Annotated in this window: 11 protein-coding genes; 2 read left to right on the top strand and 9 right to left on the bottom strand. The window is 72.7% G+C overall.

The features are described 5' to 3' along the window. Positions 1–59: 59 nt before the first annotated feature. The gene (locus AB0J74_RS06960) at positions 60–2,150 is read left to right on the top strand and encodes a TRAP transporter fused permease subunit (RefSeq protein ID WP_363445546.1); all 2,091 of its coding nucleotides are present in this window, start codon (positions 60–62) and stop codon (positions 2,148–2,150) included. Next, positions 2,147–3,157, top strand: a complete 1,011-nt coding sequence (locus tag AB0J74_RS06955) for a TAXI family TRAP transporter solute-binding subunit (protein ID WP_363445544.1) — start codon at positions 2,147–2,149, stop codon at positions 3,155–3,157. The genes AB0J74_RS06960 and AB0J74_RS06955 overlap by 4 nt, the downstream gene beginning before the upstream one ends. Here AB0J74_RS06955 and AB0J74_RS06950 read toward each other — a convergent pair. The 9 genes from AB0J74_RS06950 to AB0J74_RS06910 form a co-directional block, all read right to left on the bottom strand. Further along, entirely contained in the window at positions 3,134–4,555 is a 1,422-nt protein-coding gene (locus AB0J74_RS06950; RefSeq protein WP_363445542.1) for an FAD-binding protein, read from the bottom strand. The two genes, AB0J74_RS06955 and AB0J74_RS06950, sit on opposite strands and share 24 nt — an antisense overlap. 19 nt (positions 4,556–4,574) lie before the next feature. Then, the gene (locus AB0J74_RS06945; protein WP_363445540.1) at positions 4,575–5,690 is read right to left on the bottom strand and encodes a geranylgeranyl reductase family protein; all 1,116 of its coding nucleotides are present in this window, start codon (positions 5,688–5,690) and stop codon (positions 4,575–4,577) included. Between the two features lie 11 nt (positions 5,691–5,701). Continuing rightward, positions 5,702–6,652, bottom strand: coding sequence for a YafY family protein (locus AB0J74_RS06940; RefSeq protein ID WP_363445538.1), 951 nt, complete (start codon positions 6,650–6,652; stop codon positions 5,702–5,704). 66 nt (positions 6,653–6,718) lie between these two features. Beyond that, complete coding sequence (erm, locus tag AB0J74_RS06935; RefSeq protein ID WP_363445536.1) at positions 6,719–7,501, bottom strand: 23S ribosomal RNA methyltransferase Erm; 783 nt, start codon at positions 7,499–7,501, stop codon at positions 6,719–6,721. Between the two features lie 176 nt (positions 7,502–7,677). Then, complete coding sequence (locus AB0J74_RS06930; RefSeq protein ID WP_363445535.1) at positions 7,678–8,349, bottom strand: FadR/GntR family transcriptional regulator; 672 nt, start codon at positions 8,347–8,349, stop codon at positions 7,678–7,680. 23 nt (positions 8,350–8,372) lie between these two features. Beyond that, a complete protein-coding gene (locus tag AB0J74_RS06925; RefSeq protein WP_363445533.1) occupies positions 8,373–9,215 on the bottom strand; it encodes an amidohydrolase family protein in 843 nt (280 codons plus the stop codon). After that, positions 9,212–10,165 carry an aldo/keto reductase gene (locus AB0J74_RS06920; RefSeq protein ID WP_363445531.1) on the bottom strand — a complete coding sequence of 318 codons (954 nt, stop codon included), beginning with the start codon at positions 10,163–10,165 and terminating at the stop codon, positions 9,212–9,214. The genes AB0J74_RS06925 and AB0J74_RS06920 overlap by 4 nt, the downstream gene beginning before the upstream one ends. Further along, entirely contained in the window at positions 10,162–10,914 is a 753-nt protein-coding gene (locus AB0J74_RS06915; RefSeq protein WP_363445529.1) for an SDR family oxidoreductase, read from the bottom strand. The genes AB0J74_RS06920 and AB0J74_RS06915 overlap by 4 nt, the downstream gene beginning before the upstream one ends. Further along, the gene (locus AB0J74_RS06910; protein ID WP_363445527.1) at positions 10,914–12,218 is read right to left on the bottom strand and encodes an L-fuconate dehydratase; all 1,305 of its coding nucleotides are present in this window, start codon (positions 12,216–12,218) and stop codon (positions 10,914–10,916) included. Before AB0J74_RS06910 ends, AB0J74_RS06915 begins: the two co-directional genes overlap by 1 nt. Positions 12,219–12,290 lie beyond the last annotated feature (72 nt).

Raw genomic sequence — 12,290 nt, 5'->3', positions numbered from 1 at the left:
CAGTGTCCGGACGGGCATAGACACCTGCGCATCGGTCGATGCGGTAGTAAGGTCCGGACATGTCGGATGCACACCCGCCGATCAACCGGGCGCCGATTGCGTCCACTGTGGATGAGATCGTCGATGTGCCGGCCTTCGACGACGAGGAGCGGCCCGCACGGGCGCTCTCCGGGCGGATCGGCTGGGGCGTCGCGATCGTGGCGTTCGCCGTCGCCGTACTCGTGCTGGTGCAGGTCTTCCGGCCGTTGCCGCAGGGCAGCCAGTACTACCTGATCATCTTCCTGGCCGGCACGCTGCCGCTGGTCTTCCTGGCCTACCGCAGCGGCATCCCGATGCCGGCCAGGTGGCGGCGCGGCGCCGACCGGCCCACGGCGGTCGACTGGGTGTTGGCCGCGCTCACCGTCGTGGTCTGCCTCTACCCGGTGCTCTCCGGCTACAACGCCTTTCTCGACCGGCAGGGTCTGCTCGAACCCGCCGACATCGCGATGGGCGCCGTGCTGCTGGTGCTGGTGGTCGAGGCCTGCCGGCGTACGACCGGTTGGGTGTTGCCCGTGGTGTGCCTGCTGTTTCTGGCATACGGCTACTACGGGGGCCTGCTGCCACAGAACTGGTCCATCGCGCACGCCGGGCTCGACTTCGACCAGATCGTCGACGCGCTCTACAACTCCGGCAGCGGCTTCTACGGCACACCCCTCGACGTCGCGGCGTCCTATGTGGTGCTTTTCACCATCTACGGCGCGGTGCTCGACCTTTCCGGCGCGGGCCGGTTCTTCGTCGACCTGTCGGTGGCCGCGTTCCGGCGTTCCCGCAGCGCCGCCGGCCGCACGACCGTGGCGTCCGGCTTCCTGCTCGGCACCGTATCCGGTTCGGGCACCGCCACCGCGGTCAGCGTCGGCGCGGTGACCTGGCCGATCCTGCGCCGCGCGGGCTATCCCCCGGAACAGGCGGGCGGCATGCTCGCGGCGGCCGGCGTGGGCGCGATCCTGTCGCCGCCCACCCTGGGCGCGGCCGCGTTCATCGTCGCCGAATACCTCGACGTCTCCTATCTGGTCGTCCTCGGCTGGGCGATGATCCCCACGGTCCTCTACTACCTGGGCATCCTGCTCGCCGTCGAGATCGACGCCCGCCGCTTCCGCGTCCGCGCGGTCGACCTGGACGTCCCCTCGGTCCGGCGGCTGCTGGCTCGGTTCGGCTACCACTTCTCGTCGCTGGTGGCGATCGTCGTGCTGCTCGCGGTCGGTGTCACCGCGACCCGCGCGGTCGTCTACGCGACCGGCCTGGCCTTCCTGCTCTCGTTCCTGGACCGCCAGGCCAGGCTGACTCCCCGCCGCCTGTTCGAGGCACTGGCGGCCGGCGTCCGCGGGGTGCTGCCGGTGGCCGCGGTCTGCGCGGCGGCCGGCATCATCACCGCGACCACCACCAAGACCGGCCTGGGGGCCCAACTGGCGTCGTTGCTGGTCCGCACCGCCGACGCGCTGGCCGACAACCGCACCGCGGTGCTGGCGCTGACGGTGGTCTTCGCGGCGGTGGCCCTGTCCCTGCTCGGCCTCGCGGTCCCGGTCACCGCGTCGTTCATCATCGGCTGGGTCATCATCGGCCCGGCGTTGCTGGCCCTGGACGTCTCGGCCCCGGCCGCCGCGATGTTCGTCTTCTACTACTCGGTCCTCTCGGAGGTCACCCCACCCACGGCACTGGCCGCGGTGGGCGCGGCCGCCATCACCGGCGGCCGCACGGTGGCCACGATGTGGCAGGCCCTCAAATACGCCCTGCCCGCCTTCCTGGTGCCGATCGCGTTCGTCCTGACCGACCCCGGCGAATACCTCCTGGCCCGCGGCCCCTGGCTGGGCATCGTCTGGGCCACCGTGGCGGCCTGCGCGGCCGTCGCCGCCCTGGCCGTCGCCACCGGCGGCTGGCTGCTGGGCGTCGGCCGAGCCACCGCCGTTCCCCGCGTCCTGGCCGCCCTGGCCGGTCTGTTGCTCCTCTACCTGGACCCGGTCACCATCGCGATCGCCGCGGCTCTTCTCGTGGTCACCGCGACCCTGATCCGCTGGCAACGCCGCGGTTCGTCGGGCGGGCCTACCGCAAGCCCCACCGACCGGGCGACGGCCGAAACGTCCGCGCCCTCATCCACGGAGAAGGAGTCCACATGAGACGATCTAAAAGGGTTTGGACCGCCGCTCTCGTCGTCGGGCTTGCGGTTGGCCTTGGCGGGTGTGGTGGGCGGCAGGACGTCGCCGGCACCGATACCGGGGGCGATGTCAGCTGCGAGGTCACCAGCGACACCCGGATCGGGATCGCGACCGGCAACTCGACCGGGGTCTACTTCGCGCTCGGCAACGCCTACGCCGCACAGCTCTCCGATGCCACCAACGGGAAGATCAAGGGGACGGCCGCCGAGACCGGTGCCTCCGTGCAGAACATCCAGCAACTGGTCAGCGGCACCTACCAGCTCGCCTTCTCGCTGGCCGACACCGCCGCCGACGCGGTGCAGGGCAAAGGTAGCTTCACCCAGCCGCAGCCGGTGCGGGCGCTCGCCCGGATCTACACCAACTACACCCAGGTGATCGCCCGCAAGGACGCGGGCATCACCAGCGTCGCCGACATGCGGGGCAAAGCGGTCTCCACCGGCTCACCGCGCTCGGGCACCGAGGTGATCGCCAACCGGCTGCTGCAGTCGGCCGGCCTCGACCCCGCCAAAGACGTCAAGGCGCAGCGGCTCGACCTGCAGAAGACCGTCGACGGCATGAAGGACGGCTCGATCGACGCGCTCTTCTGGTCGGGCGGTCTGCCCACCCCGGGCATCACCGACCTGTTCACCACGGCCAAAGACCAGGTGAGCTTCGTCGACATCAGCCCGTTGCTGCCCGAGATGAACAAGATCAGTCCGGCGTACGAAGCCGGCGCCATCCCGGCTGCCACCTACGCGCTGCCGGCCGACGCGAAGACCATCGTGGTGCCCAACCTGCTGCTGGTGAAGGAAGACCTGGACGCCAACGTGGCCTGCGCGCTGACCAAGGCCCTCTTCGACCGCAAGCCCCAACTCGAACAGGCCAACGCGGCCGCCAAGGAGATCAGCCTCGACACCGCGCGCCAGACCGACCCGGTCCAGTTGCACCGCGGCGCCGACCAGGCGCTAACCGACCTCGGCGCCAAATAGGCCGGCCGCGAAGACGCCGTCCGGGTCGTAGGCCCGGACGGCCTCGCGCAGCCGGTCGGCGTTGGCGCCGAAATAGGCGCGCGCCGGGTTGTCGAGCGACGGGTCCGGAAAGTTCGGGTAGACCCCGCCGGTGCCGAACGGGTGGGTCAGCTGCCACGAGCGGTCGAGCCAGTCGCGCGCCGCGATCCGTTCGTCGGCCCCGGCGTCGGCGTCGACCGCCACCGCCTGCTTGAGCAGGAAGCGCTCGCGGCGGTGCGGGAACGCGGTCGCGGTCGGCGCCACCCGGTTGTAGGCACCGGCCCACGGCGTGAAGTCGAGTTCGCGCTCCTCGCCGGCCCGGCGGTCGGTGGTCAGCAGCGCGATCAGCCCCGTCAACGTGTCGCCGTCGAGCGGTTGGGCGAAGAACTCCGAACGGCTGTGCGCGTGGGCGTCCGCCCGGGGCGGCACGCCGTGCACGTCCAACTCGGCCAGCAGCCGCTTGGTGTCGCGGTGCGGGCCGCGCTGGTGGGTCTGGGTCGCGGCCGGCTCCCCGACCCGGTCGACGAACTCTTCGAGCAGCGCGACGTCGGCCGCCTCGGTGCCGTGTGCCGCGCCGAAGAAACTGGTCACCGGCATCAGCGCCGGGTCGGCCGCGGTCGAGACGACCAGGCTGGCCGCCATCGTGTCGGGTGCCGACGGCGCCCAGGTCTGCCAGGCCGCGAGCACGGCCGGCAGGTGCTCGGGCTCCCAGGTGAAGTGGAACGAGGTCATCGCCGGCGCCGGCACCGACGCGAAGACCAGCGAGGTGACCACGCCGATCGTGCCGTTGCCGCCGCCGCGCAGTGCCCAGAACAGCTCCGGCTCGAGCTCGTCGTCGCAGTCGACGATGCGGCCGTCGGCGAGCACCACCCGGGCCGCGCGCAGCGCGTCGCAGGCCAGGCCGTGGGCCCGGCCGAGCACGCCGAGCCCGCCGCCGAGGGTCAGCCCGGCGATGCCGACCGCTGGGCCGCAACCGGCCGGGATCGTCACGCCCGCCGGGGCCAGCGCGTCGTAGACCGTGCCCAGCCGGGCGCCGGCGCCCACCCGCACGAGGCGGACACCGGAGTCGGACCCGTTGCCGTCCAGGAAGGACACTCCGTCGATCCGGCTCAGGTCGACCACGACGCCCTCGGTCGACGAGGTGCCCTCGAACGAATGCCCGCCGCCGCGGATCGCGACCGGCAGGCCGACCGAGCGGGCGAACGCGATCGTGACCGCCACGTCGGCGTCGGCCGCGCACCGGACGACGGCCTGCGGCCGCACGTGGTGGAAGCGGGCGATCGCCGGCTTGCGGGCCGCCTCGTAGCCGGCATCAGCGGGCAGCAGCACCTCGCCCCTGATGTGGTTGCGCAACGCCGACCAGTCGGGCTCCACGGTCACCTCCGGATGCGGCGGCACGTCAACTGAGCAGGGCCAGCGCGACCTTCACCGGTAGCTTCTCGATGAGAGCGTCGAAGGTGGTCTCGCCACGGCACCACCGCCGGAACATACGCCAACCGGGCGGGCTCGCCAAGACCGCGTGGAACGCCCAGGGGCGCTTGGTAAAAGTCGCCATCAACCGCCGCCCGGCCCGCATTTCGGCACCAAGCGCCGCATCGATCGCGGCCGGGTAGCCGCCGAGGTCGTCCTTGGCGGCGTGCCGCCCGGCGATCGCGCCGGACCGGGTGGCGAAGCTGATCCCCTCGCGGGTCCACGGCTCCAGCAGGCCGGCGGCGTCGCCGGCGACGATCACCCGGTCGCGGCGCAGCGGGGACTCCGGCGCGCGTACCCGGGTGAGGTGGCCGGAGTCTTCGATCGGGGTGATGCCGTCGAGCCCGAGCCGGCGGACGAACGACCGCAGGTATTCGCGGGTCCGCTCGCCGCTGCCGCGCGCCGCGATGACGCCGACGGTCAGCACGTCGTCCTTGGGGAAGACCCAGCCGTAGGAGCCGGGAATCGGGCCCCAGTCGAGCAGCACCCTGCCGCGCCACTGTGGACGGAGCGCGACCGGCACCGGCAGCTCCACCTCGAGGCCGAGGTCGACCTGGCTGTAGAGCACGCCGACGTGCCGCGCGGTGACGCCGGACGAGCCGTCGGTGCCGACCACGGTCGCCGCGCGCACCTCGGTGCCGTCGGCCAGCCGCAGGCGGCAGCCGTCGGGGGCCTGCTCGATCCCCCGCACCCCGACACCCTGGCGCACCTCGGCGCCGGCGTCGACCGCCGCGGCGCGGAGCCGGTCGTCGAACTCGCTGCGCCGCACCATGGCCAGCACGGGCCCGTCTTCGTCGGTGCGCACGAACTCGCGCCGCCCGTCGAGGGTGACGACCATCGTGGCGGTGTGGTCGGCGGCCGGGATCTCGATGCGACCCTCGACCTGCCGGATGGTGGTGCCGATCAGGCCGCCGCCACAGGTCTTGTAGCGCGGATGCACCGCCCTCTCCACGACGAGCGTGCGGGCACCCGCCCGGGCAGCCTCATAGGCGGCGGAAAGGCCGGCCGGGCCACCACCGACGATCGCCACGTCCCACGCCGTCATGATCGAAAATTCTAGCCGGCCGTCGCGCGGGCGATCCGGGCACCGACCCGCCGCAGGTGGTCGATCAGCTCGGCCGGCTCGTGCACGGTGAAGTCGCAGCCGAGCGTGGCCAGCCGGAACGCCAGCCAGTCGACCGTGTCGGCCGGGCTGGTCCAGCGGCAGGCCCCGCCGGCGAGCGGTTCCAGGACGCCGGCGTGGTCACCGAGCCGGCTGGCCGCCTGGGCGGCGGGGAGGTGCAGCGTCGCCACCGCCGCGTAGACCGGCGCCAGGTCGTGCAGTTGGCTGGTGACGAACGCGGCGGCGTCGTCGCTGGGCAGGTCGCGCGCCGGCACGCGTACCCCCGTTGACTTGGTGTTGTCGATCCGGTCGACGCGGAACGTGCGCCAGTCGTGCCGCTCGTTGTCGTAGGCGACCAGATACCAGCGGCGGTTGGTGACCACCAGGCGGTGCGGCTCGACCAGCCGCTGCGTGGCGCTGCCGTCCTGGTCGCGATAGTCGAAGTTGACCCGCTCGTTGCCCGCCGCGGCGCCCGCCAGCGCGGTGAGCTGCTCGGGGTCGACCAGTGCGGCCTCGGTCGGCGCGGTCGCGGTGGTCAGCACGCCGACCCGTTGCCGCAACCGGGCCGGCAACACCTGCTGGAGCTTGGCCAGCGCGCGCACCGAGGCGTCGGCGATGCCGGCGACCGGCTGCCGCGCGGTGGTGCGCAGCCCGACGGCGATGGCCACGGCCTCTTCGTCGTCGAGGAGCAGCGGCGGCATGGCCGCGCCGGCGGAGAGGCGGTAGCCGCCGCCCGCGCCCATCGTCGCCTCGACGGGGTAGCCCAGCTCGCGCAGCCGCTCGATGTCGCGCCGCACGGTGCGCTGGCTGACCCCGAGACGCTCGGCGAGCTCGCTGCCCGGCCACTCGCGCGGGGTCTGGAGCAGCGATAACAGCCGGAGAAGTCGCCCTGGCGTGTCGGTCACGACACATATCATGCCCTATCAAGTAGGACTAATGCTGACCTACTTTGACCCGTTCGGCAACGTTCGTCAAGGCGATGGCATACGTCGCGGGTGCCGAACTGATCGCCACAGCGCCGCCCACTGCTCCGCAGTGAGGTCACGCGGCAGGGCGTTGGCGGGCACCCCGTGCGTGCGCAGCCACTCGCGCGCGACCGGTGCCGGCACGCCCGCCGATCGGGTCAGGATCTCCCGCAGGCCGTAGCCGCGGCCGGTGAACACCGCCCGCACGAACCGCTGGTAGGCGTCGCGCTCGGCGACCAGCGGCGTGGGCCGGCGGCGCACCACCAGCAGCCCGCCGTCGACGGTCGGCACCGGGCGGAACGCGCGCTTGGACACTCGGGAGTGGACCTCGAACTCGAACCAGGGCCAGACCCGGGCGGTGAGCAGGCTGGCGCCGCCGATGCCCGCCCGCCGCCGGGCCACCTCCCACTGCACGAGCAGGACGGCCGCCTGCCAGTGCGGCGCGGCCAGCAGCCAGCGCAGCGTGCTGGTGGTGATGTGGAACGGCACGTTGCCGACCACCACGCCGGGCCGGCCGCCGACGCGGTGGAACAGCACGTCTTCGTTGACCACCGTGACGTGCCCGGGCGTCTGCTCGGCCAGGCGTTTGGCCCGGCGCGGGTCGATTTCGACGGCGGTGATCGGCCGGCCGAGCCGGCTGAGCGGCCGGGTCAGCGCGCCGTCGCCGGGCCCGATCTCCAGGATCGGCCCCTCGGTGGCGGCGACGATCCGCCCGATGTCGGCGATGACCGACTGGTCGACAAGAAAGTTCTGGCCCAGCTCGTGGCGACCGCCGAATTGGCGAGACATGTGCGTGCTCCGCGGGATCGGATTCGGAGCCGGGCAGCGCGAAACGCCACACCGGCGGGAGACCGGACGCGGCGGAGCTGAGGAAGGGAGTTTCGGATCAGCTCGCCGCTAGGCGATGCGGATCCGGATGCACAGACTGCCCATACGCCGAAACTATCAGCGCGGGCAACCGGATTTCAGAGCACGCGCCGCAGCCACTCCTCGACGCCGGCGATGTGCACGGTCGCCCAGGAGCGGGCCAGGTCGGGCTGCCGCGTGGAGATCGCGTCGACGATCGCCTGGTGCTGCTCGCGGGTGCGGGCCGCGGCGCCCTCCTGGGTGAGACCGCGCCAGATGCGGGCCCGCATGGTCGGCCCGGAGAGCCCTTCGACCAGGGAGGCGAGCACCGCGTTGTCGGCGCCGACCGCGATCTGCCGGTGGAACTCGATGTCGTTGGCGACCAGCGCCTCGATCGTCGGGTCGTCGCCCAGGTCGTCGAGCACGAGTTGGAGCTTGTCGATGTCGTCGTCGAGCATCCGCTCGGCGGCCAGCGCCGCGGCGGCCGGCTCGAGGATCCGGCGCACCTCGAAGAACTGGAGGACGGTGTCGTCGCGGTGGAAGTCGACGATGAAGCTGAGCGCGTCGAGCAGCAGGTTGGGCTCGAGGCTGGTGACGTAGGTGCCGTCGCCCTGGCGCACGTCGAGCACTCTGATCATCGAGAGCGCGCGCACCGCCTCGCGCAGCGAGTTGCGCGACAGGCCCAGCCGCTCGGCGAGGTCGGCCTCCTTGGGCAGCCGGGCGCCCGGGCCCAGCTCGCCGGACATGATCATGCCCTTGATCTTGTCGATCGCCTCGTCGGTCAGTGCCATCCGCTCACCCTCCGCGATGAAATCTACGCGGAAAGCCGGTAGACGCGGGTCGCCGTGTCGCCCAGGATGGCTGCCCGTTCGGTCGCCGGCAGGACGGGCAAGCCGTCGAGCATGGCCGCGCGCACCCCGCCGTAACTGCCGGCGAGCAGGCAGACCGGCCAGTCGGAGCCGAGCATCAGCCGGTCGGGCCCGAACAGCGCGACCGCCTCGGCCAGATAGGGCCGCAGGTCATCGACGCTCCAGGCCGCCCAATCGGCCTCGGTGACCAGGCCGGACAGCTTCGCGGTCGCGTTCGGGCAGGCGGCCAGCGGTGCGATCGCCGCCTGCCAGTCGGCGAAACCCCCGGCGCTGATCCGGGGCTTGCCCAGGTGGTCGAGGACAAAGCTGACGGAAGGCAGCGCGGCGGCGACCCGGGCCGCCGACGGAAGCTGGTCGACCCGGACGACCAGGTCGAAAGCCAGACCGGCGGCGCCGATCGTGGCCAGCCCTCGGCGTACGTCGGCGCGGTCCAGATAGTTCTGCTCCTCGCCCTGGACCTGGGCCCGGATCCCGACCAGCCGGTCGCCGCCGGGCAATGCGCGGTAGCCGGCGAGGGTCGCCGGGAGGTCTGCCGCGGCCGGATCGGCCCAGGCCACCACCCCGGCGATCGCGGGCGTCGCGGCGGCGTGCCCGAGCAGCACCGCCGCCTCCGCCGTGTCGCAGCGGCCGCCCTCGACCAGCACCGAGCGCTCCACCCCGGCGGCGGCGAGTTCGGCGGTGAGCATCTCGGGCGTGAAGGTACGCCGGATCGGCGCCAGAGCAGGCTCGTCGAGCCAGGTGTAGCCGGGGCCGACCGCCCAGAGGTGGTGGTGCGCGTCGACGATCATGCGACCGCCGCCCGTGGGTCGAGCAGGCCGGCCTCGACCAGCGCTGGCCACAGCGCGGCCGGTGGCGGCGTGCCGAACAGCGCGGCGTTCTGCCGCACCTGCTCGGGCGAGTCGGCGCCGACGATGACGGAGCGGACGAGCGGGTGGCTAGCGGCGAACGCCAGCGCGGCGGCCGGCAGCGTGGTGCCGTGCGCGGCGCACACGTCGGCGATGGCGGCGGCCCGCGCCACCACCGGGGCGGGCGCCCGGCCGTACTCGTAGGGCAGGCCGGCGTGCGGGCGTTCGGCGGCCAGCAGCCCGCTGTTGAAGACGCCCGCGTTGAGCACGGCGGTGCCGGCCGCCGCGCAGGCCGGCAGGATCGCGTCGAGCGCGGCTTGCTCCAGCAGCGTGTAACGGCCGGCGATGATGATCGCGTCCGGCGCGCACTCGGCGGTGAACCGGGCCAGGTACGCGGTGTCCTTGGAGCCGGTGCCGATCGCGCCGATGACGCCCTGGTCGCGCAACTCGCCCAGCGCCGGGTAGCCCTCGTCGATCGCCTGGTCGGCGTGGTCTTCGGCGTCGTGCAGTAGCACGAGGTCGACCCGGTCCAGTCCGAGCCGGTCGAGGCTCTCGTCGAGGCTGCGGCGCACCCCGTCGCGGCTGAAGTCCCAGACCCGCCGGTGGGTAGCCGGCACCACGAAGCCGCCGTCGTCGAGCCGGTCGCCGCCGCCCGGGACCGGCTCGAGCAGCCGGCCGACCTTGGTGCTGACGGTGTAGTCGGCCCGCGGCCGTCCGGCGAGCGCCGCACCCAGCCGGCGCTCGGAGAGCCCCAGGCCGTAGTGCGGCGCGGTGTCGAAGTAGCGGATCCCGGCGTCCCACGCGGCGTCGACGGTCGCCGCCGCGCGATCGTCGTCGATCGGGTGGTAGAGGTTGCCGATCGAGGCGCAGCCCAGCGCCAGCGAGGCGGTCACGACAGCGGCCGCAGTCGCAGGCCGTGCACGCCACCGTCGACGTCGAGCGCCGTGCCGGTGGTGGCGCTGGCCAGCGGGCTGGCCAGGAAGCCGATCGCGGCGGCCACCTCGTCGGCGGAGACCAGCCGCCCGCTGGGCTGGCGGGCCTTGAGCGCCGCCAGTTCGGCGTCGGGGTCGTCGGCCGCCGAGAGCAGCCGGCGCACCCAGGGGGTGTCGGCGGTGCCCGGCGTCACGCAGTTGACCCGGATCCCCTCGCGCAGGTGGTCGGCGGCCATCGCCAGGGTCAGCGAGAGCACCGCGCCCTTGCTCGCGCTGTAGAGCGCGCGGTTGGGCAGGCCGGCGGTCGCGGCGATCGAGCAGGTGTTGACGATCGCGGCGTGCGCGGACGCGCGCAGGTAGGGCAGCGCCGCCCGGCTGACCCGGACCATGCCGACCACGTTGACGTCGAGCACCCGGTGCCAGTCGGCGTCGGAGTTGTCGGCCACCGTGCCGGCCGCGCCGACGCCGGCGTTGTTGACCACGATGTCGATGCCGCCGAGTCGCTCGGCCACGCTCTCGATGCCGGCCCGCACCGCGGCGTCGTCGGTCACGTCGCCGACCACGCCGTGCAGGCCGGGGTCGAGCCCGTCGACCGTGAGGTCGAAGCACGCCACCTTGGCACCGCGGGCGGCCAGGAAGCGTGCGGTGGCCAGGCCGATGCCCGATCCGCCGCCGGTGACCACGGCCGCCAAACCGTCGAACTCACCCATCACTGTCTCCCGCTCCAGATCGGGCCATCAGGGTACGCGTAGTCGGAGAGCGTCTCCGGCCGCATGGTGGCGCTGAACCCCGGCGCCAGTGGCGCCACGTAACGGCCGTCGCGTACGACAGCCGGGTCGACGAAGTGCTCGTGGAGGTGATCGGCGAACTCGATGACCCGGTCGTCCATCGTCCCGGACACCGCGACGAAGTCGAACATCGACAGGTGCCGCACCAGCTCGCACAGCCCCACCCCGCCCGCGTGCGGGCAGACCGGCTTGCCGAACTTGGCCGCCAGCAGCAGGATCGCGATGTTCTCGTTGACGCCGGCCACCCGGGTCGCGTCGAGCTGCACATAGGACACCGCGTCCAACTGCAGCAACTGCTTGAACATCACCCGGTTCTGCACGTGCTCGCCGGTGGCCACGGGCACCGGCGCGATGCCCCGGGCGATGGCCGCGTGCCCGACCAGGTCGTCGGGGCTGGTCGGCTCCTCGACCCACCACGGGTCGAACTCCGCGAGCGCCGACACCCATTCGATCGCTTCGCTGACGTCCCAGCGCTGGTTGGCGTCGACCGCGATCCGGAAGGCCGGGCCGCACACCTCGCGGGCGATCCGCAGCCGGCGCCGGTCGTCGCCCAGGTCCGCGCCCACCTTCAGCTTGATCTGGGTGAAGCCCGCGTCGACCGCCTCCCGGCAGAGCCGGCGCAGCTTGGCGTCGTCGTAGCCGAGCCAGCCCGGCGTGGTCGTATAGGCCGGGTAGCCGCCGGCCAGCAGCGTCTCGATCCGCTCCGCGCGGCCCTTCTCGGCCGTCCGAAGGATCTCCAGCGCCTCGTCGGGGGTCAGCGCGTCGGTCAGGTAGCGAAAGTCCACCAGGTCGACCAACTGCTCCGGGGTCAGGCCGGCCAGCAACCGCCAGAGCGGCAGCCCGGCCCGCTTGGCCCGCAGGTCCCAGAGCGCGTTGACCACGGCCGAGATGGCCATGTGCATGACGCCCTTCTCGGGGCCCAGCCAGCGCAGTTGCGAGTCGTGCACCAACTCGCGCCAGAACCCGCCGAGGTCGCCCAGCACCTCGTCGACGTCGCGCCCGACCAGGTAGGGGCGCAGCGCGGCGATGCCGGCGGTCTGCACCTCGTTGCCGCGCCCGATCGTGAACGCGAACCCGTGCCCTTCCGGCGCGCCCGGCGCATCGGTGCGCAGCACCACGTAGGCCGTGGAGTAGTCGGGGTCGGGATTCATCGCGTCCGACCCGTCGAGTTGCAGCGAGGTCGGGAAACGCACGTCGTAGGTGTCCAGCGAGACAAAGTGGGGCATCGAGCCATCCCATACATCGGAGGTGTGAGGAGAATAACCACCGATGTTGCCCGGACGGGAGGGTGCTGAGCT

Origin of the sequence: Asanoa sp. NPDC049573 (assembly GCF_040676615.1) — a bacterium.
Taxonomy (GTDB): Bacteria; Actinomycetota; Actinomycetes; order Mycobacteriales; family Micromonosporaceae; genus Asanoa.
The sequence above is the reverse complement of the archived record's forward strand: the minus strand, read 5'-3'. Positions and strand labels throughout refer to the sequence as shown.

What these genes read in the sequence shown, in the direction of transcription:
- AB0J74_RS06910 (WP_363445527.1), bottom strand. Translation starts at nt 12,218, where the DNA reads ATGCCCCACTTTGTCTCGCTGGACACCTACGACGTGCGTTTCCCGACC.
- AB0J74_RS06925 (WP_363445533.1), bottom strand. Translation starts at nt 9,215, where the DNA reads ATGATCGTCGACGCGCACCACCACCTCTGGGCGGTCGGCCCCGGCTAC.
- erm (WP_363445536.1), bottom strand. Translation starts at nt 7,501, where the DNA reads ATGTCTCGCCAATTCGGCGGTCGCCACGAGCTGGGCCAGAACTTTCTT.
- AB0J74_RS06945 (WP_363445540.1), bottom strand. Translation starts at nt 5,690, where the DNA reads ATGACGGCGTGGGACGTGGCGATCGTCGGTGGTGGCCCGGCCGGCCTT.
- AB0J74_RS06915 (WP_363445529.1), bottom strand. Translation starts at nt 10,914, where the DNA reads ATGGGTGAGTTCGACGGTTTGGCGGCCGTGGTCACCGGCGGCGGATCG.
- AB0J74_RS06955 (WP_363445544.1), top strand. Translation starts at nt 2,147, where the DNA reads ATGAGACGATCTAAAAGGGTTTGGACCGCCGCTCTCGTCGTCGGGCTT.
- AB0J74_RS06960 (WP_363445546.1), top strand. Translation starts at nt 60, where the DNA reads ATGTCGGATGCACACCCGCCGATCAACCGGGCGCCGATTGCGTCCACT.
- AB0J74_RS06930 (WP_363445535.1), bottom strand. Translation starts at nt 8,349, where the DNA reads ATGGCACTGACCGACGAGGCGATCGACAAGATCAAGGGCATGATCATG.